The organism is Pseudoalteromonas caenipelagi (genome assembly GCF_013140855.1).
Lineage (GTDB): Bacteria > Pseudomonadota > Gammaproteobacteria > Enterobacterales > Alteromonadaceae > Pseudoalteromonas > Pseudoalteromonas caenipelagi.
Genome location: NZ_JABBPG010000001.1, coordinates 505,341 through 530,731 on the forward strand (window position 1 = coordinate 505,341; position 25,391 = coordinate 530,731).

General features: G+C 42.0%; 21 protein-coding genes. 5 read left to right on the top strand and 16 right to left on the bottom strand.

Features of this window, described 5'->3' with window-relative positions; all coding sequences use genetic code 11:
• Window positions 1–78 precede the first annotated feature (78 nt).
• The 6 genes from odhB to sdhC form a co-directional block, all read right to left on the bottom strand.
• On the bottom strand, window positions 79–1,575 hold the full coding sequence (odhB, locus tag HG263_RS02140; protein ID WP_171624433.1) for a 2-oxoglutarate dehydrogenase complex dihydrolipoyllysine-residue succinyltransferase: 1,497 nt from the start codon (window positions 1,573–1,575) through the stop codon (window positions 79–81).
• A 3-nt stretch (window positions 1,576–1,578) separates the two neighbouring features.
• Complete coding sequence (gene sucA / locus HG263_RS02145; protein WP_171624434.1) at window positions 1,579–4,398, bottom strand: 2-oxoglutarate dehydrogenase E1 component; 2,820 nt, start codon at window positions 4,396–4,398, stop codon at window positions 1,579–1,581.
• Window positions 4,399–4,483: 85 nt separating this feature from the next.
• Entirely contained in the window at window positions 4,484–5,203 is a 720-nt protein-coding gene (locus tag HG263_RS02150; RefSeq protein WP_171624435.1) for a succinate dehydrogenase iron-sulfur subunit, read from the bottom strand.
• A 10-nt stretch (window positions 5,204–5,213) separates the two neighbouring features.
• Window positions 5,214–6,986, bottom strand: coding sequence for a succinate dehydrogenase flavoprotein subunit (gene sdhA / locus HG263_RS02155; RefSeq protein WP_171624436.1), 1,773 nt, complete (start codon window positions 6,984–6,986; stop codon window positions 5,214–5,216).
• Window positions 6,987–7,334, bottom strand: a complete 348-nt coding sequence (gene sdhD / locus HG263_RS02160; protein WP_171624437.1) for a succinate dehydrogenase, hydrophobic membrane anchor protein — start codon at window positions 7,332–7,334, stop codon at window positions 6,987–6,989. It abuts the gene before it with no gap.
• Window positions 7,325–7,702: a succinate dehydrogenase, cytochrome b556 subunit gene (gene sdhC / locus HG263_RS02165; RefSeq protein ID WP_070985301.1), complete on the bottom strand. Its 378-nt coding sequence runs from the start codon at window positions 7,700–7,702 to the stop codon at window positions 7,325–7,327. Before sdhC ends, sdhD begins: the two co-directional genes overlap by 10 nt.
• Before the next feature lie 398 nt (window positions 7,703–8,100).
• Here sdhC and HG263_RS02170 point away from each other — a divergent pair, with 398 nt between their 5' ends.
• The 4 genes from HG263_RS02170 (at window position 8,101) to HG263_RS02185 (ending at window position 11,757) form a co-directional block, all read left to right on the top strand.
• Window positions 8,101–9,387, top strand: coding sequence for a citrate synthase (locus HG263_RS02170; protein ID WP_171624438.1), 1,287 nt, complete (start codon window positions 8,101–8,103; stop codon window positions 9,385–9,387).
• A gap of 102 nt (window positions 9,388–9,489) precedes the next feature.
• Complete coding sequence (locus tag HG263_RS02175; protein ID WP_171624439.1) at window positions 9,490–10,707, top strand: aminotransferase class V-fold PLP-dependent enzyme; 1,218 nt, start codon at window positions 9,490–9,492, stop codon at window positions 10,705–10,707.
• A gap of 5 nt (window positions 10,708–10,712) precedes the next feature.
• The gene (locus HG263_RS02180) at window positions 10,713–11,120 is read left to right on the top strand and encodes a SufE family protein (RefSeq protein WP_343043946.1); all 408 of its coding nucleotides are present in this window, start codon (window positions 10,713–10,715) and stop codon (window positions 11,118–11,120) included.
• Between the two features lie 184 nt (window positions 11,121–11,304).
• The gene (locus tag HG263_RS02185) at window positions 11,305–11,757 is read left to right on the top strand and encodes a hypothetical protein (RefSeq protein WP_171624440.1); all 453 of its coding nucleotides are present in this window, start codon (window positions 11,305–11,307) and stop codon (window positions 11,755–11,757) included.
• 200 nt (window positions 11,758–11,957) lie between these two features.
• Here HG263_RS02185 and tcdA read toward each other — a convergent pair whose 3' ends face one another.
• The 6 genes from tcdA to HG263_RS02215 all read right to left on the bottom strand — a co-directional run bounded on the left by tcdA (window position 11,958) and on the right by HG263_RS02215 (window position 18,606).
• Window positions 11,958–12,758 (bottom strand): tRNA cyclic N6-threonylcarbamoyladenosine(37) synthase TcdA, encoded by an 801-nt coding sequence (tcdA, locus tag HG263_RS02190; protein ID WP_171624441.1) that lies wholly within the window; start codon window positions 12,756–12,758, stop codon window positions 11,958–11,960.
• 1 nt (window position 12,759) lies between these two features.
• Window positions 12,760–13,425, bottom strand: a complete 666-nt coding sequence (locus HG263_RS02195) for a TIGR01621 family pseudouridine synthase (RefSeq protein WP_171624442.1) — start codon at window positions 13,423–13,425, stop codon at window positions 12,760–12,762.
• Between the two features lie 47 nt (window positions 13,426–13,472).
• Entirely contained in the window at window positions 13,473–13,670 is a 198-nt protein-coding gene (locus HG263_RS02200; protein WP_171624443.1) for a Trm112 family protein, read from the bottom strand.
• Window positions 13,660–14,640, bottom strand: coding sequence for a tetraacyldisaccharide 4'-kinase (gene lpxK, locus HG263_RS02205; protein ID WP_171624444.1), 981 nt, complete (start codon window positions 14,638–14,640; stop codon window positions 13,660–13,662). The genes HG263_RS02200 and lpxK overlap by 11 nt, the downstream gene beginning before the upstream one ends.
• A 1-nt stretch (window position 14,641) precedes the next feature.
• Window positions 14,642–16,378 (bottom strand): lipid A export permease/ATP-binding protein MsbA, encoded by a 1,737-nt coding sequence (msbA, locus tag HG263_RS02210; RefSeq protein ID WP_171624445.1) that lies wholly within the window; start codon window positions 16,376–16,378, stop codon window positions 14,642–14,644.
• A gap of 131 nt (window positions 16,379–16,509) precedes the next feature.
• The gene (locus HG263_RS02215; RefSeq protein ID WP_171624446.1) at window positions 16,510–18,606 is read right to left on the bottom strand and encodes a DNA internalization-related competence protein ComEC/Rec2; all 2,097 of its coding nucleotides are present in this window, start codon (window positions 18,604–18,606) and stop codon (window positions 16,510–16,512) included.
• A gap of 150 nt (window positions 18,607–18,756) precedes the next feature.
• Between HG263_RS02215 and HG263_RS02220 the strand changes: the two genes are divergently transcribed.
• Window positions 18,757–19,263: a DUF2062 domain-containing protein gene (locus HG263_RS02220; protein ID WP_171624447.1), complete on the top strand. Its 507-nt coding sequence runs from the start codon at window positions 18,757–18,759 to the stop codon at window positions 19,261–19,263.
• A 63-nt stretch (window positions 19,264–19,326) separates the two neighbouring features.
• Here HG263_RS02220 and HG263_RS02225 read toward each other — a convergent pair whose 3' ends face one another.
• The 4 genes from HG263_RS02225 to rlmKL are packed head-to-tail and all read right to left on the bottom strand — an operon-like array spanning window position 19,327 to window position 25,333.
• Window positions 19,327–21,072 (bottom strand): DUF3466 family protein, encoded by a 1,746-nt coding sequence (locus HG263_RS02225; RefSeq protein ID WP_171624448.1) that lies wholly within the window; start codon window positions 21,070–21,072, stop codon window positions 19,327–19,329.
• An 11-nt stretch (window positions 21,073–21,083) separates the two neighbouring features.
• Window positions 21,084–22,997: an ATP-binding cassette ATPase Uup gene (gene uup, locus HG263_RS02230; RefSeq protein ID WP_171624449.1), complete on the bottom strand. Its 1,914-nt coding sequence runs from the start codon at window positions 22,995–22,997 to the stop codon at window positions 21,084–21,086.
• 1 nt (window position 22,998) lies between these two features.
• Entirely contained in the window at window positions 22,999–23,229 is a 231-nt protein-coding gene (locus HG263_RS02235; RefSeq protein ID WP_171624450.1) for a glutaredoxin family protein, read from the bottom strand.
• The gene (rlmKL, locus tag HG263_RS02240) at window positions 23,222–25,333 is read right to left on the bottom strand and encodes a bifunctional 23S rRNA (guanine(2069)-N(7))-methyltransferase RlmK/23S rRNA (guanine(2445)-N(2))-methyltransferase RlmL (RefSeq protein ID WP_171624451.1); all 2,112 of its coding nucleotides are present in this window, start codon (window positions 25,331–25,333) and stop codon (window positions 23,222–23,224) included. Before rlmKL ends, HG263_RS02235 begins: the two co-directional genes overlap by 8 nt.
• Between the last annotated feature and the right edge of the window lie 58 nt (window positions 25,334–25,391).

Below are 25,391 nucleotides of genomic sequence, written 5' to 3' on the forward strand. Positions count from 1 at the left end.
GAAAACCCTAGTTAGACCAAAGGCGCAAAAAAAAAGCTGTATGAACGAACATACAGCTTAATATCTAATCAATATTGATTAAACGTCTAGTAATAGACGCGTAGGATCTTCTAATAGCTCTTTAATTGTAACTAAGAAGCCTACAGATTCTTTACCATCGATTTGACGGTGATCATAGCTTAGTGCCAAGTACATCATAGGTAAAATTTCTACTTTACCATTTACCGCCATTGGACGGTCTTGGATTTTGTGCATACCCAAGATTGAAGACTGTGGTAAGTTGATGATTGGCGTTGATAGTAATGACCCGAACACACCACCGTTAGTAATAGTGAAGTTACCGCCAGTCATATCGTCAACAGTTAGCTTACCGTCACGACCTTTAAGCGCTAGCTCACGAATACCTTTTTCAATTTCAGCGACTGACAGTTTGTCACAGTCACGAAGAACTGGTGTTACTAAACCACGAGGCGTAGATACCGCGATGCTGATATCAAAGTAGTTGTGATAAACAATGTCATCACCGTCGATTGATGCATTCACTTCAGGGAAACGTTTAAGTGCTTCAGTTACCGCTTTCACGTAGAAAGACATAAAACCTAAACGAATGCCATGACGCTTTTCAAATACCTCTTGGTACTGCTTGCGAAGGTCCATGATAGGTTTCATGTTTACTTCGTTGAAAGTGGTCAACATCGCTGTTGAGTTTTTCGCTTCAAGTAAACGGTTTGCGATTGTCTTACGTAAACGAGTCATTGGTACACGTTTTTGCGTACGCTCACCTAAAGCGACTGCAGGTGCTGCAGCAGCTGGCGCTGACGCAGGCTTTGCTGCTGGTGCAGATTTTAAGAATGCATCCACATCTTCTTTGGTGATACGACCGCCTTTACCAGAGCCTTTGATCTTAGAAGCATCAAGACCTTTCTCAGCGATCAAACGACGCACTGATGGCGTTAACACATCTGAGCTTTCTTCTACTGCAGCCGGCGCTGCTTGTGCTGTAGGTGCTGATGCAGCTGGTGCACCACCAGCTAGGATTTTACCTATTACTTGGTCGCCAAGTACAGTTTCACCTTCGGCATGAATATGCTCACCCATCACGCCATCTTCTGGCGCAACCACTTCTAAAACTACTTTATCAGTTTCAATATCAACTAGGTTTTGGTCACGGCTCACCGCTTCACCTGGTTGAACATGCCAAGTTGCGATCGTAGCATCTGCTACAGACTCTGGAAGTACAGGTACTTTAATGTCCACTTCTTTACCTTCTGCTGCTGGCGCCGATGAAGACGCTGCTGGTTGTTCATTTGATTGAGCTGGTGCACTAGCCTTATCGCCAGCAGCACCTAAAATTGCGATAACTTGTTCGCCAAGAACCGTTGCACCATCCACTTCTTTAATTTCAGTGATCACGCCATCTTCTGGTGCTACAACTTCTAGTACAACCTTGTCTGTTTCGATATCTACAAGGTTTTGGTCACGACTGACGGTATCACCAACGCTAACGTGCCAAGTTGCTACCGTGGCGTCTGCAACTGACTCAGGAAGAACAGGAACCTTAATTTCGGTTGTCATCTCTTATCCCTTATTTTTAATTGTTAATGCGTCAGCAACTAACGCGTTTTGTTCTTTAGTATGTGTTGACATGTAGCCACACGCTGGTGCTGCCGATGCTTTACGGCCAGCATAAGTTAGGTTTGCACCTACTGGAATTGCATCCCAGAAATGGTGCTGAGAGCAGTACCAAGCACCTTGGTTTTGCGGCTCTTCTTGACACCAAACAAAGTCTTTTACGTGCTGATAACGAGCCATGATCTCGTCCATTTCCTGATGTGGGAAAGGATATAACTGCTCTACGCGAACAATAGCAACATTGTTTAATTCTTGCTTACGACGCTCTTGTAGTAATTCGTAATAAACTTTACCGCTACAGAAAACAACACGCTCAACTTTAGCCGGGTCGATATCATCTATCTCATCAATCATGTTATAGAATACGCCATCTGCCAACTCTTCAAGTGAAGACACAGCGAGTGGATGACGTAACAATGATTTTGGTGTCATTACAATCAGTGGACGACGCAGTGGACGTACTGATTGACGACGTAACATGGCATAAACTTGTGCAGGCGTTGAAGGCACACATACCTGCATGTTGTGATCAGCACACAATTGCAGATAACGCTCTAAACGCGCTGAGCTGTGCTCAGGTCCCTGACCTTCATAACCGTGAGGCAACAACATGGTAAGGCCACATAAACGACCCCACTTTTGTTCGCCTGAACTTAAGAATTGGTCAAATACTACTTGTGCACCGTTTGCAAAGTCACCAAACTGTGCCTCCCACAGTACCAATGAAGTAGGCTCAGCTGTAGCGTAACCATATTCAAAGGCCAATACAGCTTCTTCAGAAAGCACTGAGTCGTACACTTCAAATGTACCTTGCTTTTCATGAATATCTTGTAAAGGAATATACGTTGAGCCGTCTTGTTGGTTATGCACAACAGCATGACGATGGAAGAATGTCCCGCGACCTGAATCTTGGCCTGTCATACGGATGTCAACACCTTCATCAACTAACGTTGCATAAGCCAGTGTCTCAGCCATCCCCCAGTCAAGCTGCTTCTCGCCTTTTGCCATTGCCTGGCGATCGTCATAAATTTTCTTAACACGAGACTGAGCTTTATGCGTTTCTGGATATGTTGAAACTTTCTGTGCTAACTCTTTTAGCGTATCTACCGACAGTTTTGGCTCGTAAGCAACATCCCAATCGTGACCAACAAACTTTGACCAATCCGATGAATGCTTGGTGTCAGGCTTAATTTCTTCAACAACACACTGGCCATTATCTAGACCGTTGCGATATTCATCAGCAAGTGCTTTCGCATCGCCTTCTGAGATAACACCTTCAAGCGCCAATTGCTCAGCATAAATTTGACGTGGAACTGGGTGTTTTTTGATCTTTTGATACATCAATGGCTGCGTTGCATTAGGCTCATCAGCTTCATTGTGACCATGACGGCGGTAACATACCAAATCAATTACAACATCACGACGGAATTGGTTACGGAAATCTAATGCGATTTGTGTAACGAAAGCTACAGCTTCTGGGTCATCTGAGTTTACGTGGAAGATTGGCGCCTGAACCATTTTTGCAATGTCAGTACAGTAATCTGTTGAACGCACATCTTCTTGCTTCGATGTAGTAAAGCCAACTTGGTTATTTACGACGATACGAACTGTACCACCTACACCAAACGCACGGGTTTGTGATAAGTTAAACGTTTCTTGTACAACCCCTTGCCCCGCAATTGCAGAGTCACCATGAATGGTAATTGGGAGTGCTTTTGAGCCAGTTTTGCATCCTAATCGATCAAGACGAGCACGAACAGACCCCATAACAACTGGATTAACAATTTCAAGGTGTGACGGGTTAAATGCCAACGCCATGTGAACATCACCACCTTGCGTAGCAAAGTCAGATGAATAACCCATGTGATACTTAACGTCACCAGAACCTGCTAATTCGCCATATTTACCAGCGAATTCATCAAATAAAACTTGCGGATTTTTACCCAGCACGTTTACTAGCACATTCAAACGACCACGGTGTGCCATACCAATAACAGCTTCTTGTTGGCCACTTTCACCTGCACGGTGAATAAGCTCTTTGAGCATAGGTACTAGCGCATCACCACCTTCTAGCGAAAAACGCTTCGCACCTGGAAATTTGGCACCAAGGTATTTTTCTAAACCGTCAGCAGCTGTTAGGCCTTTTAGAATACGTAGTTTTGTTTCTTTGCTAAATTGAGGCTTTGAGAAAGTCGATTCTAGGCGTTGCTGTAACCAACGTTTTTCTTCTGTAGAAGTGATGTGCATATATTCCGCACCAACTGAACCACAGTAAGTGGTTTTTAGTGCAGCATATAAGTCTTTTAGTTTCATTGTCTCTTTGCCACATGCAAAAGAGCCAACGTTATATTCTTTGTCTAAGTCCGCATCAGTTAGTTCATGATAATCAAGTTCTAAATCTCGAACTCTTTCTCGCTTCCATAGACCCAGAGGGTCTAGATTAGCGTTTTGATGGCCTCTAAACCTAAATGCATTAATTAGTTGCAGTACTCTAACTTGCTTGGCATCGGATGAACCATCCGCCGCAACTACTACTTCTCTGTGCTTGTTTTTCGCAAGTTCAGCAAATTGCTCCCTTACCTGTGAATGCTTAACATCAACATCCACCCCATCAACTTTTGGAAGTTGATCAAACACTTCTCGCCATTCATCTGGCACTGAAGTCGCATCATCAAGATACGCTTCATACAGCTCTTCTACATAAGCTACGTTTCCGCCGTACAAATGCGAAGATTCTAGCCATGCCTTCATCACACCTTCGTGCATTTATTAGCCCTTTTCTCTAGCGCAGAAATTTAATTAATAACAAGATGGCATGCGTATGCATGCCATCTAAGGATTTAAATATGTCTTAAACCGAACGATTTAACAACATAGATTTAATCTGACCAATGGCTTTAGTTGGATTCAAGCCTTTTGGACATACGCTAACACAGTTCATGATACCGTGACAGCGGAATACGCTGAACGCATCGTCAAGGTCTGCCAAACGCTCTTCTGTAGCAGTATCGCGGCTATCAGCCAAGAAACGATAAGCATGTAAAAGACCTGCTGGGCCGATGAACTTGTCTGGATTCCACCAAAACGAAGGACACGACGTTGAACAACACGCACATAAAATACACTCATACAAGCCGTCAAGCTCTTCGCGTTCTTCAATTGACTGAAGACGCTCAACACCACCTGTTGGTTTGTCGTTGATTAAGAACGGCTTAACTTTCTCATATTGAGTATAAAATTGGCTCATATCAATAACTAAGTCACGGATAACTGGTAAACCAGGTAGCGGACGTAGAATGATTTTACCTTTACCATTTTTTTGTAGTGATGAAAGTGGTGTTATACACGCTAGGCCATTTTTGCCGTTCATGTTTACACCATCAGAACCACATACACCTTCACGACATGAACGACGGAAAGATAAAGTTGGGTCTTGCTCTTTTAGAAGTAAAAGCGCGTCCAACACCATCATGTCACGACCTTCTTCTACTTCAAGCGTGTAATCCTGCATACGTGGTGCATTGTCCACATCAGGATTGTAACGATAAACAGAAAATTCTAAAGTTGCCATCGTCTAGCTCCTAGTAAGTACGTGCTTTAGGTGGGAATGCTTCACGAGTCTTAGGCGCGTAGTTAACTTCACGCTTGCTCATGCTTTCCGACACAGGGTTGTAAACAGTATGACATAGCCAGTTTTCATCATCACGATCTGGGTAATCAAAACGAGAATGAGCGCCACGGCTTTCTGTACGGAAGTTTGCAGCAACTGCTGTTGAGTATGCTGTTTCCATCAGATTGTCTAGCTCTAAGCATTCAATACGCTGAGTGTTAAACTCTGTCGACTTATCGTCAAGGCGTGCATGCTGTAAGCGCTCGCGGATCTCTTTAAGCTGTTGTAAACCTTCAGCCATAGAGTCACCTTCACGGAATACCGAGAAGTTAAGCTGCATACACTGCTGCAAATCTTTCTTAATTTGTACCGGATCTTCGCCCTGACCTTTGGTTGAGTTTTCCCAGCGGTTGAAGCGCGCAAAAGCAGCATCGATATCATCGCTTGAAGCGTCTTTAGAAATTTGCGTATCTGCTAAGTATTGGCCTAGGAAGTTACCAGCCGCACGACCAAATACCACAAGGTCAAGTAGAGAGTTACCACCTAAACGGTTAGCACCATGCACTGATACACACGCAATCTCACCTACAGCAAATAAACCTTCAATTAGTTTACCATTGCCGTTTTCGTCAACGCTTAATACCTGACCATTTACGTTAGTTGGTACACCACCCATCATATAGTGGCATGTAGGGATTACTGGAATTGGCTCTTTAGCAGGGTCGACGTGTGCGAATGTCTTAGACAGGTCACAAACACCTGGAAGACGAAGGTTAAGTGTTTCTTCACCTAAGTGATCTAGCTTAAGCTTGATGTGTGGACCCCAAGGACCATCACAGCCACGGCCTTCGCGAATTTCAGTCATCATTGAGCGAGCAACAACGTCACGCGATGCTAAATCTTTAGCATTTGGCGCATAACGTTCCATAAAACGTTCACCGTCTTTGTTTAGAAGGTAACCACCTTCACCACGACAACCTTCAGTTACAAGCGTACCTGCACCTGCGATACCAGTTGGGTGGAATTGCCACATTTCCATATCTTGCATCGCGATACCAGCACGAGTCGCCATACCAACACCATCACCAGTGTTGATGTGTGCATTAGTCGTAGACGCATAAATACGCCCTGCACCACCTGTAGCAAGCACAACCGCTTTAGATTTGAAATAAGTAACTTCACCTGTTTCGATATCGATTGCAGTACAACCTACTACATCACCGTTATCGTTTTTAACTAGATCAAGTGCGTACCACTCAGAAAAAACGTTGGTTTTATTTTTAACGTTTTGTTGGTACAAAAGGTGAAGCAACGCGTGACCTGTACGGTCTGCTGCTGCAGCTGTACGCGCAGCCTGTTCACCACCGAAGTTCTTCGACTGACCACCGAAAGGACGCTGATAAACACGGCCATTCTCAAAACGAGAAAATGGTAAGCCCATGTTTTCTAATTCAGTAATAGCTTCAGGACCGGTTTGACACATATATTCGATAGCGTCTTGGTCGCCGATAAAATCAGACCCTTTAACCGTATCGTACATGTGCCATTCCCAGTTGTCCTCATGTGAGTTACCAAGCGCAACAGTGATGCCACCTTGAGCTGATACAGTGTGAGAACGTGTTGGGAAAACTTTAGAAATCAATGCACAAGTTTTGCCTGATTCAGAAATAGCAAGTGCTGCACGCATACCAGCGCCACCGGCACCAATTACTACAGCATCAAATTCACGAGTATTGTATTTCACTTAAACACCCCACAGAACAAACAGACCAATTGCTACGTAAGCAAGTGCCATTAAGTTTAAAACGAAGCCAAGTACTGAACGCATCGTTGAGCTCTTTACATAGTCAGTTAAGACCTGCCAAAGGCCGATACGCGTATGCACCATAATGCATACTAAAGTAACAATAGTTGCTGCTTTAACAGCGAGATTTGAGAACAAACCTTTCCATGCTTCGAATGTTAGTTCTGGAGTAAGAAGTAAATAACCAACAATAAATACTGCATATGCTGCAATTACTAATGCGGTTGTACGCAACGACACATAATCTTGTACGCCATCACGCTTGAGAGTTGCTTGATTTAAGACCATATCCACACTCCTGCTAGAATTGCCACTACCACAGAAAGTGCAATTGCAATTTTAGCGCTGCTATTGCCAGACTCTAATTCTTCCCAGTGACCCATGTCTTGGATCATGTGACGGATACCACCGATTAAGTGATATGCCAGAACACTGACGGTGCCCCACGCGATGAATTTTGCAATAAAGCCACTAAATAAGCCTTTTACAAATTCAAAACCTTCAGGAGAAGAAAGAGACTCAGACCAAGCCCAAATGACAAAAGTTAAAGCGAAGAATAATGCTACACCCGTTACACGGTGTAGAATCGACGCTTTAGCCGTTGCCGGCATCGATATAGTCGTAAGATCTAGATTTACAGGTCTTTGCTTTTTCACAGTTACTTGCCCATCTTGCCCACAAAGGAGCTCATCTACTTGTTTTTATAAAACCCATTTGCACCACATGCACAAATGGCACACTCTAAATAAACCTGTTTTTCCAAAAAAACGATCATTTTTCGTAAAAATAGGTTTACCCACAGACGATACGGTATAAAACCTTTGACAGTATATAAGGCCGTGCGCGCTTTTACAATTCTTGTTTAGATTGAGACGGTTGCGAATTAGCCAATGGTATAATATTTAATCTAAACAGAATATTTATTATACATATTTGCATAATTCTTAGAAAAATTGACTTTCTACCCCAGTTTTACGTTAAAATGATCGGAATTTGCTTAACATTAGTATCACAACATAACAATCAGAATTGTTATTTCATAGGAGATAAATAGATGGCAGATAAAAAAGCCACAGTACATATTGAAGGTCACGATCCGATTGAACTTCCGATTTACTCAGGCACAGCCGGCCAAGATGTAATTGACGTTCGCACTTTGGGCGCACACGGCCATTTCACATATGACCCAGGTTTTATGTCTACCGGTTCATGCGAGTCATCTATCACCTACATTGACGGCGGGAAAGGCGTATTGTTACACCGCGGCTACCCAATTGAACAGCTTGCAGAAAAATCTAACTACATCGAACTTTGTTATCTTTTACTAAAAGGTGAGTTACCGACAGCTGAACAACATGCTGAATTTGCAGATGAGATCACACGCAACACCATGTTGCACGAAAAAATCGCGGTATTTTTCCAAGGGTTCCGCGTCGATTCTCACCCAATGGCAATGCTTTGTGGTGTAGTAGGTGCTATGTCATCTTTCTACCATGACGATTTAGACATCTCAGACGCAGATCAGCGTCATCGCAGTGCCGTACGTTTAGTCGCTAAGTTACCAACAATTGCAGCGATGGCGTACAAGTACAACGTTGGTCAACCGTTCGTATATCCTCGCAACGATTTAAGCTACGCAGAAAACTTTTTACACATGATGTTCTCTGTACCAGCAGAGGACTACAAGGTGAATCCTATCCTAGCAAAAGCGATGGATAAAATTTTCATGCTTCACGCTGACCATGAGCAAAATGCTTCAACGTCAACTGTACGTCTAGCTGGTTCTTCAGGTGCAAACCCTTATGCTTGTATTGCTGCGGGTATAGCATCTCTTTGGGGTCCTGCTCATGGCGGTGCAAACGAAGCATGTTTGAACATGCTAGAAGAAATCGGTTCAGTAGATCGTATCGATGAGTACGTTGCAAAAGCTAAAGATAAGAACGACCCATTCCGCCTGATGGGCTTTGGTCATCGTGTTTATAAAAACTTCGATCCTCGTGCAACAGTAATGCGTGAAACATGTCACGAAGTACTTAAAGAGCTAAACATTCAAGACCCATTATTAGATGTAGCAATGAAACTTGAACAGATCGCGTTGGAAGACCCATACTTCATCGAGAAGAAACTATACCCTAACGTAGATTTCTACTCAGGTATCATCTTGAAAGCTATCGGTATTCCTACCAGTATGTTTACAGTTATTTTCGCTATGTCTCGTACTGTTGGTTGGATCTCACATTGGGATGAAATGTTGTCTCAGGCAGGTCACAAAATTGGCCGTCCTCGCCAACTATATACAGGCTATACGCAGCGTGACTACAAAGCTGCCTCTGATAGATAAGTACATTCTATCTGAATTAAGGCCGCCCAGTGCGGCCTTTTTTATTGGCATTAATGTAAAATCTAATTAAAATCGCCGCTCAATTTAGCTAAGGACCTTTGCATGAGTGATATCACACAGCTGAGAAACGACTTCCCAACCTTAAAGCAGACCATCGAAGGTCATCCTTTAGTCTATCTAGATTCAGGTGCTACCAGCCAAAAGCCTCAGACGGTGATCGACGCAATTAATCGCTTTTATGCAAAAAACAACGCAAACGTACATAGAGGTTTACACACGCTGAGCGAGAAAGCCACTTTTAACTATGAAAAAGTGCGCGAAAAAATGGCTAACTTTCTTCACGTAAACGCAACAGAAATAGTCTGGACTAGCGGCGCAACAGAAAGTATCAACTTAGTTGCGGCCGGTTTAACCCAAAATTTGTCGCAAAACGACATCATTCTTATCACGGCACTTGAGCATCACGCCAATATTGTTCCTTGGCAACAGCTTGCACTGCGTACTAAAGCGAAGTTAGAAGTAATACCTGTTAATGAACAGGGATGCATAGAAACAACGCAAGCGATAAGCAAAATAACTCAATTGAAACCTAAAATATTTGCTTGCTCCCATGCTTCAAACACGCTTGGAAATATACAAGAGGTTGAAAAACTAATCGCCAAGGCAAAAGAATTTGGTGCGATCACGCTGATTGATGGTGCTCAGGCCTTTTTGCATTTGCGCCCTAACTTGCGCCAATTAGACTGTGATTTTTATGTGCTATCTGCACACAAAGCACTTGGACCGACTGGTTTGGGTGTATTGTATGGAAAATACGACGCACTCAATGCCCTGCCCGTTTATAAAACTGGGGGGGAGATGATTGAAACAGTGAGCTTTGACAAAACCACATTTAGACAAGCGCCAGCTAAATTTGAGCCCGGCACGCCTAATATTTCTGCGGTATTGGGTTTTGGTGCAGCGCTAGATTACCTAGAGGCTATCGACTTCGGTGCCCTACACCAATATGAACAAGACTTATATCAGTACCTCATACAAAAGCTGCAAAGCATTGAGGGAATTAAAATCTACGGTGACTTAAAACACAACATTGGCACCGCCAGTTTTACTTACAAAAATGAACATCATTACGATTTGGCAATGCTGCTCAACAGCTACGGTATTGCTGCTCGAAGTGGTCATCATTGTACGCAACCACTGATGCAAACATTAAACTTAAACGGTACAATTCGCGTTAGTTTGGCGTTTTATAACAATAAAGCGGACATTGATAGATTTATTAGCGCATTACACGAGTGTATTGCATTGCTCGAAGGGTAAGATTTGTGACATATCAGGAAATTCACGACATATTGTCAAATACATCGAGTTGGCAGCAAAGCTACCGAGAGATCATGTTACTTGGGAAGAAACTGCCCACTTTGCCTGACGTACTTAAAACGGATGAAGCGCGTGTTCGCGGCTGCGAAAGTAATGTATGGCTGCATATTGACTTAGACGAACAACAGCAACACCTAGTGTTAGTTGGTGACTCGGATACCCGTATTGTCAAAGGCCTACTTGTCATTGTGCTAGCCATATATAACGCAAGAACACCGATGGACGCTGCAAAGGTAGATGCTTACAGTGAGTTTGAGAAATTGGGCTTAATCAAACACCTTAGTCCATCTAGAGGTAACGGCATCAAGGCCATTGTGGATACTATCCAACAACAAGCTGCTAAATGGGCTTAAAGACCGACATTTCATACCAACGCACCAGCCAAACCTGCCTTCTCGAACGGTTCTAAATGCAAAAATGTGGCAATGTTACTAACATTGCCCGCATTAACGACCTGAGCAGTAGCGCTTTTACTCGAAACAAACATTTATTCTAATAAGCTTTTCACTTAGCACGTTTTCGATAAAAGGAGCTTTTGTGAAACGATTACCCATCTTAATTTTATGCATTGCGCCTCTGTGTAGTGCCGCTTCAATGGAGCAGCTATATGGCACTTGGCAATTTATGGTCGAGGGAGGCTTAATCTACGAGTTAAAATATAAATTTGCGCTCGACAAAAACAAAAAACACTTACATCAATTCGGTTATATAAAGTTATCTGGTGAAGGGGCTTCACCAGACGCTGCTAACTTCAATTATACACTGAGCGGGACAATACACTTTATTGATAGCGACACGATGATGATAAAACCTGTGAGCGTCCAAGCGAAAAAAATTCAGGATGTTTTGGGCGTTATAACGCCGGAGTTTATAGCTGATTTTGTAAACAATACAGAGCAATATGAAACGACTGTAGAATTCACTGATAATCATCATCTAAAAGCCAAATTTGACACAGATGAAAGCGCCGTGTGCGTGTGGGTTAAGTAACCTCAGCTGCAGATAAGAGTTTTGATGGCTCACAATGGAGACGTTGTAACCTCGTGAAAATAACGAAAAGAGTGTGCGAAATAGCTTTATTGGGCAAATTCGTTTGTGTGCAGCTGAGGTTAAGTAATAAATCCATGAATTTGAGAGCAATAAAAACTGAAAAATAAGCGCTGAGTTAAATCACTAAGCGCTCTTTTCGCTCAGCTGCTAACTTGCTTAGCCTTCTTATCTAGGTATTTACGGATCGCTCTAGATGCAGCAAAAAAGCCAAATGTACCTGTTACCATAGTTGCAGAGCCAAACCCAGTCGCACAATCCATGTTCTTGCTACCATCAGCTTGCTGCTTGGCCATACACACTTCGCCACTTTCGGTTGGATAAACTAATTGCTCAGTAGAATAAACACAATCCACCCCAAATTTACGTTTCGGATTGGTTGAGTAATTGTAGTTTTTCCTAAGCAAATATCTGACCTTTGCTAGCAAAGGATCTTGAGTTGTCTTAGCAACGTCGCCAAATTGAATTTGGCTTGGATCAGTTTGTCCACCAGCTCCCCCGGTGGTTATAACTGGGATTTTACGACGTTTGCAGTGAGCTATCAACGCTGCTTTTTCTTTAACTGCATCTATGCAATCAATAACATAATCAAAGTCATTGATATGCTCAGAAATGTTATCCAAGGTGATAAAATCATCAATTAATTGCACGTCACAGTGAGGGTTTATTTCCTTTAATCTATCACGCATAGCTTCAATTTTTTGCTCACCAATAGACGATGACAATGCGTGGATTTGACGATTGACATTCGTTACGCAAATATCATCTAAGTCAATTAAACAGATATGTCCTATACCTGTGCGCGCAAGCGCTTCGGCTACCCAACTACCTACTCCACCTATACCTACAACACAAAATTTAGCTTCACTTAACCAAGCTAATTGTTGCTGACCATATAAACGACCAATGCCACCAAAACGTAATTGGGTTTGTTGTTGTGTCATACTACCACTCTAACTGCCAAGGATTTTGCCATTTAGCAAACTCCTCATGTTGAAATAATTTTGCAAAGTGCCCTTGAGGACTAGGCTCTATCGTGTATTCCCTTACAACACCTTGCCAATTGAATCGCAATGCGTATGCATGCAAATACACTCTATCAGCGCTTTGCCCACCATATAGTTCATCACCTAAGATGGGCGCAGACAGACTCTTTAAAGCAACCCTCAATTGATGGGTTTTACCTGTGAACGGTTTTAAAATACATGCTCTCAAACCCGGTTCAAGGCTCATACTATAAAGCCTTGTTAGTGCCGGATTATCACAGGTTTTCAGGAGCTTATAAGCGCCTCGACGAGCTTTCCCCATATCGCCCTTAATCCAGCCCTGTTTTTTCTTCGGCTTGTCTGTGATTAAAGCAAGATAAGCTTTATCAATCTCTCTATGTGCGAACAATTGGCTAAGGCCATTCGCCGCAGCACTTGACTTGGCAAGTATCAGTAATCCCGATGTAACCTTGTCAAGCCTATGTACCGCATACAATTTAATGCCAAGCTGCCTTTCAAGTTGCACAACAAAGCCAATATCACTCTCACTATGAAAACTGCTTCCCGCGGTTTTGTGAGCGACAACATAATCGGCTTCATCTGCAACTAATTCTATATTGTTCATGCTAGTTGCAGCGATTTTCTAAATGAAAGGAGCAAACAAAACCACCACTATGCATGCCACTTTTCTACTTCGTCTGAACTTAACTCTCTCGCTTCATCTTCAAGTAATACAGGGATATCATCACGAATTGGATAAGCAAGCTTTGCTGCTGTGCTAATAAGTTCACTGTTTTCTTTATCGTATTGAAGCTTACCCTTACACACTGGGCATGCCAAAATCTCAAGTAACTTTCTATCAAACGCCATGATAAATCTCTTTTTGTTTTAAAATTTGTTTTATGGATGATTGCAAAGCTTCACTTGGCTTTGCATCTACGCGCAAATAGTACCAGTTGTCTCTAGCAAATGCCTGACATTTTACGGCATCTTTCTCTGTCATAAATATAGCGTGGGCAGCATACGCTTTAAAGTCAGCAACAGTGTAGGCGTGATGATCTCTAAAGTGGTGAGTATCCAATATTTTAATGCCAAGTGCTCTAAGGCTGTTTTCAAATCGCTGCGGATTACCAATCGCACTAATCGCAACCCCTTGCTGCGGGTATTGCTCAGCAAGCTTGTTATTACAAACACCGTAGATACCTGTTTGCATCAATGTGTAACTCAACGGTGCGTCGCCACCGTTTTCAACCACCAAATCAACGCTATTCAATCTGCTTGGTAATTCTCTAAGTGGGCCTGCGGGAATTAAACAGCCATTGCCAAAACGGCGCTGCGAATCAACGACACACAGCTCTATGTCGCGGTGCATTTTGTAGTGCTGTAAACCATCATCAGAGATAATAACATCTACCTTGTAGCGCTTTTTTATAAGCGCACAGCTGGCCTGTCTATCAGCACCAATAACTACCGGGCAATCTAATCTTGAAGCGAGCAAAAATGGCTCATCACCCGCTTCTTCTACTGTGCTATCCCGTGTTACCAAAAAGGGATAATACGGTGCTTTAGACCCATACCCTCGGCTGATCACCGCAACTTCCAAGCCTAAAGAGCGTAAATATGGTACTAGCCATAACACAAAAGGGGTTTTACCATTGCCGCCAATACCAATATTACCAACCACAATTACTGGCACATGAGCGCGAAAAGCGTGACTCAATCCGACTTTAAATGACCACCGTCGTAGCGTACTTAGTGCCCAAAATAATGCGCTCAAGGGGAGTAGTAATAAGGTAAGCAAGCTTTTATTCTGGTACCAACTTTTCTCAATAGTACTCACATTAAGCTCCATGCTGCATTTGGCATAATGCTGCGTATGTGCCGCCCGACTCAAGTAATGTTTGATGGGTACCCTGTTCGATAACTTGACCTTGCTCTAGTACATAAATCTTGTCTGACTTTTCAATGGTAGATAGTCGATGTGCAATTACAATAGACGTCTTGTCGGTCATGAGCGTCTCTAGTGCATCTTGGATCAACCTTTCAGACTCGGTATCCAGTGCTGAGGTTGCCTCATCTAATATTAGAATTGGCGCATTTTTAACAATAGCTCTTGCTATTGCGATACGCTGCCGTTGTCCACCAGAGAGCATGACGCCGTTTTCTCCCACAACTGTGTCTAGTCCTTCAGGTAAATCTTTCACGAATTCCCAAACATGCGCTTGCTTAGCCACATCTATGAGCTGCTCCTTTGACAACGGCTGCTCTAAACCATACATGATGTTGTTACCTATGGTGTCGTTAAACAAAACAACTTGCTGAGAAACAACAGAAAACTGACGGCGTAAGTCCTTTAATTTATATTGCTGGATAGGAACATCATCTAGCAATATCTCTCCCAATGAAATGTCGTAATAGCGAGGAAGTAAATTCGATAGCGTTGACTTGCCAGACCCAGAGCGCCCTACCAAGGCGATGTTTTCTCCCGGCTTGATATGTAATGTTAGGTCTCTAATAACCGGTTCCTGCTTAGTTGGGTAACAAAAGGTGAGATTGTTTATTTTTATTTCTCCTTTGCAAGAAGTGATCTCTTTCGTTCCCGTGTCTAGTTCAGTCGGCGTATCAAGTATATCAAATATACTTTGTGCGGCCGCTATACCGCGCTGCAGCTCGCCATTCACATTAGCTAATTGCTTCAGTGGTCTTAGCATCATCATCATGGAAGACAGCAACGCAACAAAGGTTCCCGAGGTTATTGTGTCTATCATCGAAGGCATTGCGATGATAGCTAAAATTAATGCCATTGCGCTTGCTGCTAAAATTTGAATAACCGACACACTCAAAGCTCGTGTGGCATCCATTTTCACGCGTTGTTGGCGGTTGTGATTATTAACCTGCGCAAAGTGGTTGATTTCCTTGCTTTGACCTTCAAAACCATGGATAACTTTGTGCCCTGCCAACATTTGTTCAGATCCCTTAGTCACCTCTCCCATTGCATCTTGAATGCTTTTTGAGATTTTTCTAAATCGCTTGGAAACAACATTCACGATAATTGCAACCAGTGGCACGATGACAAGAAATATAGACGACAGTTGCCAGCTAGCGTCAAACATAACAACTAAAAGAAAAAATACAAACGCGCCTTCTCTTATCATCACTTGTAGCGCTCGCGTGATCGCTTGTTGTACTTGCTCTGTATCAAAGGTGATCTTAGAGATCATATCTCCATTGGAGTGCTGATCATGAAAAGCAACTGGTAGATATAACATGTGTTCATATAACTGCTGTCTGAGTCTTTGTACAACTTGAGAGCCTAAATAACTTAAGCAATAAGAGGCCATATAATTAAATACACCGCGTCCTAGTACGAGCGCAATGACAATGATTGGTGCCCACGTTAACACTTCGGTATTTCGTTGCGTCAAACCATCATCTATAAACGGTTGCATTAACTTAATAAATAACGCATCCATGGCCGCATAGCCCAACATGCCTACGACAGAAAATATGCCTACCATTTTAAAGTCAAATGTATATTTTAATAGCCGTTGGTAGACTTGTTTGGCACTTTGTTGCATAAAAACTCTCTGCGATTGAAAACCCATCTATTGTACTTTGGCACTGCTCAAAAACAAAATGCAATGTCGTCAAACCTTTATTATTGAAGCAAAAATGCTAAAAAGTAAGCAAATTATCGCTATTGCTGTTGTTATAAAAACCAAAATCGGTGACTTTTTCGTGCTGATTCGATCACCAATCCGCTGTTTATAACTTTAATTCTAACTTGACCTTCGCGTGCCGTATCAAGCTGTGTCACTCCTGCTTGGTTATAGCGCTGTACCACTTGAGGGTGTGGTAAATGCCAAATTGAGTAATAGCTTCTTGAATAAATAGCAATGCTGGGGTGCACTGCCGCAATAAACTCATTACTTGAGGAAGTTTTGCTGCCATGATGTGGTACCAGTAATATGTCACTGCTTAATGCGGAACCTGATTGTGCCACTAATAACCGCTCCGCAGCATGCTCTATATCTCCGGTTAAAAGCAACGAATAGTGCCCATCGCTCACTTTTACTACACACGAATTGTTATTATCGCTGGACATTGTTTTAATTGGCCAAAGTGATTCTACGGTTAAGGTATCTGCAAATTTTGTGCGAGTAATATTACAGTTGCTATTCACATCTGCGCTATGAAATACATCTAAAGGTTTTGTGCCCACATACTCAAGCAACTCGTCAATACCACCAATATGATCGTTATCTTGATGACTCAAAATAACCTGAGATAGCACAAGATTGTTGGCCTCTAAATAGGGCTGCACAACACGCTCAAATATTGAAAAACGGTCAAAATATTTAGCTCCTAAATCATATAGTAACGCTTGCTTACCAACGGTTATCATCACGGCCGTGCCATGGCCCACATCAATAACATCTATTTGCCACTTTGCCTGTGGCTGACTAATAGCATTGATAATGCCCATCAAAATTGGAATTATCGCAATAGCACGCCAAATTTTACAATGCGTAAATAACAAGATGCAGACGTAAAAAATGACCAGATATGGCCAAGGGAACGGTTGCGTCTTCAACCAACCTACATCTAACAGGAGTTCGGTTAATTGCTTAAGGATTGCAAATATCACACTATCAATTAGCGCAAACCATCCAGACGTAAGAGCGAATAACAGGCTAATCGTTAGCAATACAAGTGCTGGCAACAACACAAATGTTAATAAAGGAATAAAAATGATATTGGTGATCAACGAAGATATGCTGACGCCGTAAAAATAGTAACTACTCAACGGCGCAAGCAGCCCTCCCAATATCACTTGGAGAAGTAATAACTGTGCAACAAAGTGTTTGGCATTTATTTTGTTAGCCCACACCCTTACGCAACTAAAAATGCCATAAACAGCAATAAATGAAAAATACAATCCGGGGTTTAATACAGAGAACGGGTCCACAAATAACACGCCACACAGTGCAAATAGCAAAACTCGATAATTGAGTACCCGTCTGGCAAAGATATAGGCAATGACCAAAGCACAAAGCATTAACGATGCCCGTAGTGCCGATACGGCTAAGCCACTTAACAGCACATACAGGCTACTCAAGGCTAGACCTGCACATGCGTTATATCTATTCAAATCATACAATTGACTAAATCGTGCACCGAATAAACTAACCAAAAAGAAGCCACATTGGCTCATATAAAATCCCAATGCATAAGCAATACCCACGTGCAGACCTGAAATTGCGAGCATGTGGCTGAGTCCTAACTGTTGCATACGTTGCTTATTCTCAACGCTTATTTTCGATTTATCTCCGCTCAGTAGCGTGTAGTATAACCAAGATAGTTTATAGCCGTTTAGGTTTGACCATAACCACTGACGATAAACAGCAATGGCGTCCACTTTTGCTCTGGACAATGACTGGACCTGAGTCAATCGGCCTTTATAGTGAAGCTTTTCAGTAAATGCATAGACCTCGCTATCGAAACTGTCATAGTTTTTACGACTGCGATAAGGAGCTAGTTTTGCAATTGCCTTAACGCGTAAACCCGCTTCGAGGCTGTATGTTGCATCTTTAACAGAAACATTTGCAAAGACGTTTCGATACCATGGTAATGTTTCGTCTCCTATTTTGATAAACTTGATGCGCAGGTAATCTTCAGAAAAAGCTTTTTCTATCCGAGCTTCGATACTAATTGCCTGTAATTGCTCTTTTTCTAATTCAAGTTGCTTGTAAAAAAGCCAATAATGTACCGATACCGAAAAAATAGCTAAAATAAACCCTAACAATAAGAGCCAAAACGGCTTAAAATAGAGCGCGACAACCAGTAGGAAAAGTAAGCTGCTATAGAATTGCCAGTGTTCGTAAAAAAATACGGTTATCAGACAGCCTACACAAAACCCACACCCAAAGAGAATTGACGTATATGGTTTCACAGTATGGCTAAGAAAACGATCCAACGATTTTTACCCGATCACAATAAGATCAAACAGCAAAAGTCACTCAAAATATTTGGTCGTTTATTGCATGACGCCAACCTCTGGCATTTAAACAGACGTTCTGCACGTGGCGCATTTTCTGTGGGCTTATTCTTTGCATTCATCCCTGTTCCTTTTCAAATGGTATTAGCTGCTGCTTTCGCGATTCCATTTCGCGTAAATTTGCCTCTCTCGGTGGCCTTAGTGTGGTTAACCAACCCTCTCACCATGCCACCAATTTTTTACTGTTCATATTTGGTCGGCGTGTTTGCTCTTGGCCAAGAAACCCAGCCATTTCATTTTGAGGCTAGCTGGGAATGGCTCACTCAAAGCCTGTCAACCATTGGTCCCGCGTTTATGGTCGGCTCCTTGATCTGTGCAAGTATTGCCGCAGTGATTGGTTACTTTGGCATTGACTACTTATGGCGAAGATCAGTTAATAAAGCTTGGTCCTCAAGAAGCAAGTAATAGAGTTAAAATATAGACAATAAAAAAGCCCTTAAGGGCTTTTTTATTGTACTGCGTTGCGCGTTAGCTTTTTGCTAGTTTCAACTTTCTTCTTCGCAACCATGCAAATGGCAGTGTAAGTAAGCTCATAAACAACATGCTTCCCGACTGACGCTCATAAGTTTCAGCCTCTGGTGGTGCACAATTTTCAACTTCACCACCCGTAATTGGTGTTAACAATACAGGTAGAGTCACTGATTCGTACTCAATATTACCGTTACTGTCTTTTTCAATATTACCCAAACGGTCTCTGCGCTCTACCGTTTTAGTTGCAATTGCATAAATATGGTTCGACTCTGTAATTTTAATTGCCTCGGCAATATTGTATGGATAGTTGTTTCCACTACTATCTTTACAAGGCAGTAAATCGTTAATGTTGGTAACTTTGTCATCACCAACTTGGTAGATAAAACCTTCTCTGCGACGGTTACTACTGTTCTTCTCAACTTCTGCCTGACCGATAATAAAGCCAGCATCATTTATATCAGTAGCAACAGCTTTTGAACCTTTAAAGAAGTAAGGTAATTCTACAAATTTCTCTTCATTTAAGTCGTAGTAAAATGCTACCTGTTCACGAATTACATTTCTTACATTTTCAGCCATGTAACCAATCGCGATATTGTTATTGTTAATGTCAGTCGCTTTACCAGTCTCGTACCACTTTTCAAGCGTTTTAAAAGGCTTAAAAGCGCCATCTTTAAAATAGCCTGCAACGTTAAATGGGTATAGGTCATCACCATTTCTGTATGGTGAATAACCTACAGCGATGCCAGCTTTGTTAACAGCTAACGCAGCACTGATAAACGCATCATTTTCATCATCTTTAGGTGTTAGGCCCAGGCCTAAGTCTTGTGAGCTAACGACATTAAAGTTTTCGTCTAACTGCCATATAAACGCTCTTAAATCATAAAATGGTCGGCTAGATGATAATTGTCTTATCCAACGACAAACTTGTAATGGTTCATCTTTATCATCACAGTTATCATCGTAGTTTTTCTGACGGTTCTCTGGGATGCCTATACTTGCTTGCCCAACGACCACATAGCTACCATCATCTAACTTACGGATATCGGTGGCTATGCTATAACCACCGTGTTCAGTAAATGCTGGCTCTAACGTTACCTTTTCACCCTGAGGTGTTAAAACTAAGCCTCTAGCACTCCAATCACGGACAAAAAAAGTCTTTTCTTCAGATTGACCTTCAGGCGTAAAAGTCGTTTTAGAAAATGGTGACGACCCCCATCCAACAATGGCTCCGTCTTCACTAATTGCGGTCAAGTAATTTGAAGTTGAACGAGTCAAACCGTTAGTATCAGTATCGTCGACATCAAATAATACTTGTTCTTGCGCCGACACAGCGTCAATATTAAGCGCTACCCTATCTTGCAGTTTTTGATACTCTGCAGAGTTTGCTCGAGCACCAAGGAAACTCAACATAAAACGGTTTGCATCAGCGTTAGTTGCTGCTGCACCATTTTTAATATCTTCTAACGTAAATGATATCTCTTCGTCTATCTCTTCGTATGAAGTTTTGGCTTGCTCATAAGCATTCTTTATTGTTGCATCGTCAAAGTCGATGTAACTAACATCAATAGGTAGCCCAAATAAGCTTGTGGCAGCGCCGATAATTTGACCGTTATCGTTAACATCTGAGATAAATGTGTATTTACCGCCCTCATAGCGAGGCAACTCTGTTAATTGGTAGGTAGCTGCAAGTGCTTGACTACTTAAGCCTGCAAAAATGCTTACAGCTAAAAATGTGTGCTTCATTTTAATCCTTACTACTGATTTTGTAACGCTTCTAGTTCTTCCCAACGCTCGAACGCGATTTCAAGCTTCGACTCAAGTTCGGCTAATTCGTTCAACGCATTTTGCGTAGTTTCTGCATCTTGCTTGAAAAAGTCTGGCGCATTTACTAGTTCTTGTTGCTGTTCTAGTGCTTGCTCAAGTGCCTCTACTTTACTTGGCAACTGCTCTAATTCAAGTTTTAATTTGTAACTTAGCTTGGTTGTTTTGTTATTACTTGCTTTGCTTTGTTTCGCTTGCTTTTCTGCCTCTTGCTTAACTTGTTTTTCAAGTTCTTTTGCTTGAGCTTGACGCATCGCAACATACTGCTCGTAATCGGTATAACCACCAACAATATCAGTAATTTGGCCATTACCTTCAAACGCCCAAACTGAGTTACAGGTATTATCAATAAACTCACGGTCGTGGCTGACGATTAAGATGGTGCCCTTATACTGGTTGATAATGTCTTCTAGCAACTCAAGAGTTTCAATATCTAGATCGTTGGTTGGCTCGTCCAGTACCAACACGTTGGATGGCTTCAAAAACAACTTTGCCAGAAGTAAACGGTTTTTCTCACCACCCGATAAGGCCTTAACGGGCGTTCTTGCTCTGGCTGGAGGAAACAAAAAGTCTTGCAAATAGCCAAGTACGTGCCGACTTCTGCCACCCATCATCACTTCTTGTTTACCCTCAGCAACGTTATCTTGTACCGTCGCTTCTTCATCAAGTTTTTCACGGTATTGATCAAAATAAGCGACTTCTAAATTTACACCTTGCTTTATGTTGCCACCATCGGCCGCTAAGTCACCAAATAGCAATTTGAGTAGTGTTGTTTTGCCCACACCATTAGGGCCAACAAGGCCAACCCTATCGCCCCTCATCACAATAGTTGAAAAGTCTTTGGCGATAATTTTATCTTTAAACGCATGATGCATATGTTGTGCTTCAAACACCAACTTGCCTGAACGCTCCGCTGTTTCGATATTAAAATCAGTTTTACCAACTTGTTCAACTCGTTGCTTGCGCTCATTTCTAAGTGCTTTTAGTGCGCGAACACGACCTTCATTACGCGTTCTACGCGCTTTGATCCCTTGACGGATCCACGCTTCTTCTTCGGCTAGCTTTTTATCAAATAGAGCATTTTGCGACTCTTCTACTTTTAAATCGTGTGCTTTTTGCTCTAAGTATTTCCCATAGTCACCAGGATAAGAAATTAACTTACCTCTATCTAAATCAAGAATACGTGTTGCAACCGCTCTGATGAACGCCCTATCGTGCGAAATAAACACGATACCGCCTTTAAAATCTTTTAAGAACTGCTCCAACCAAATAACACTGTTCATATCTAAATGGTTAGTAGGCTCATCCAGTAGTAACAGGTCAGGTTCGCTCACTAATGCTTTAGCTAGAGCAACCTTACGTAGCCATCCACCAGAGAGCTTTTCCAAGCGCATATTTGGCTCAAGCTCAAGCTGAGTCAAAACCAACTTAATACGACTTTCAAAACGCCATGCATCCGCAGCTTCAATTTTGTTTGAAAGCTTTTCTAATTTACCTAATAAGGCCGCTGATTGATCTGTTTGCAGAGCTTCACTGACATGATTAAATTCAATCAACAGTTCAGCTATGTTAGGTAACCCATTGGCTACGTAATCAAATACAGAGCCATGAGCACCTTTTGGCGGGTCTTGTTCAAGACGAGAGACTTTTAACTCTCCAACACGGTTGATTTCACCATCATCAAGTAACACTTCACCATCGAGTACTTTTAGTAAAGTTGACTTACCGGCACCGTTTCTACCTACGATACACACTCTTTCACCGGCTTCGATCACGGCATCGGCATTATCCAGTAATGGGTGTGTGCCAAACGCTAACTGCGCTTTTGCTATTCTAATTAAATCCATATTATTCTACGAGTTGTTGAATTTTTTGCTGATCAAAAGGCCAATATAGAACCTGTTCATCAGAGCATCTTTTTATCACTGGAATTGATGTTTGATATGCCACCATTAGAGCTTCATCGCTTAGTATATCAACCAACTCACACTCTTGTGACGGTATGAGTTGCAATATCAATTCAAGTGCTTGTTCACACAAGTGGCAACCTTCTGTGTGGTATAAAACATACTTAGCCATGGGTTATCAACCAGCTGTTATGTATTTGTTTGTTACGCTTAAAGTCTGGCGATAATGTCTCATTAGAGATGTTCTGAGCTTTTAAGCCAAGTCCTATCAAACCAACTTCATCTATTTTAAAACCACGCTTGTTATTTGAAAAAATAAGCATACCTTTTGGACTCAGTATCTTTTTAACCCAAGTAAGTAACTGAATATGATCGCGTTGTACATCAAATACATCTTTCATTCGTTTAGAGTTAGAAAAGGTTGGCGGATCTAAAAATATCAGATCATATTGTCCTTGAGCATGTTCTAGCCACTTTAAACAATCGGCCTGTTCAAAGCGATAACGTGGATTCTTCAAGCCATTTAAGGCAAAGTTCTCTTCAGCCCATTTAAGATAGGTTTTTGACATGTCTACTGTCATAACCGATTTTGCACCACCCAGTGCAGCATGCACCGACGCAGAGCCTGTGTAAGAGAACAAATTCAAAAAACGTTTGTCTTTGGCATTTTGTTGAATGTAACGGCGCGCCAAGCGATGGTCTAAAAAGAGCCCGGTGTCGAGATAGTCGAATAAATTAACTTTAAACTTCGCACCAAACTCTTCTACCGTATCATAACGGTGTTGCTTATCCATCGCAGTATACTGTGATTCACCTTTTTGCTTTTTACGAACCTTAACAGCTATATTCTGTGGCGCTATTTGTAACTGCTCAGCAGTTAGTGTTATGACATCCTGCAAACGCTTTTGTGCAACGTTGTCATCTATTTCTTTCGGTGCGGCATATTCAAAAATAACCGCTGAATCATTATACACATCTACAGCAACATTATATTCTGGAATATCAGCGTCATAGACCCTATACGCGTTGATTTGCTCATTCTTAAGCCAGCTTTTTAAGGCTTGTTTATTCTTTTTCAAACGATTTGCAAAGGCAGTAGAGCCCTCAAAGTTAAGGCCTACTTTCTGTTCGTTTTGCGTTACTTGGCGTTCGTTAAGCTCATACATATTGAGCTCAACATCGATTGGTCCATTTTTAAATTTGTAACGCTTTTCTCTTGATAACTTCAACAACTTGAACAAGCTGTCGTCTGTACCTAGCAAAGCCAATCGCCATTCTTTAAAATGCTTTTTAAAAGAAATTCCCATATTACGGTACAAATTCACCAGCTCTGCCATTGAGCCCAAACGTTCACCATAAGGTAAGTTACTCAGTACCACCCCTGGACGTTTTGCTACTTGACCTAAAGCGTTTGCATCTTTAACACTAAACTGAATGTGTTCGCTTACCCCTGCTCTTTGGGCATTTTGCTCCGCAACATCAATCACCTTTTGATCGAGATCTGATCCGATGATCCACAATTTAGTGTCTTTTTGCGTAGATTTGAGCTCAGTTTTTATCTCATCAAACTTGGCTTTTCTGAAGCTTGGTAGTCTCTTAAACGCAAACTCCCGATTTAAGTTATTGTAGATGTTGTTCGCCATACAGGCCGCTTCTATTAGTAATGTACCTGAGCCACAACATGGGTCAAACAAAGGTCGAGAGGTATCTTCAAGCCAACCGCTACGCTTAACTAAAGCGGCAGCAAGATGTTCGCGAATAGGCGCCTTACCCTGACGCGTACGATAACCTCTATCTGATAAACGAGGTCCAGAGTAGTCAATATACAACGCACACTTATTTCTATTCAGCTTTGCGATAACTCTGATATTGGGATCTGTTTTATCTACGTTGGGACGCTGCTCATACAGATCATTGAAATAATCTACTATGCCATCTTTTATAACTAAACCTGAAAACTGGGTATTTTTTAGCTCAGTATTTGTACCATTAAACTCTATTGCAAATGTTTGCGTAGGACCAAACCAATCTTGCCAAGCTTGAAACCGAGCAAACTTATACAGCGCTGCTTTGTCTTTAATCTCTTCACTTTCGTCAATCATCAACATTACACGAGTGGCGAAACGTGTTGTTAAACAAAACTTTTGCGCGGCTTGATTATCAGCATTAAAACGAATCGATCCAACGCTTTGCTTGACTAATTCGAGTCCTGCTTGTTGAAGTTCTTCCGCTAAGAGATGTTCGATACCAATAGATGTGAGCGCGATAAATTGCAATGTACTAACCCTTTATATTCAATTACCCGCGAGTATAACATAGGTTAGAGACAGCTTG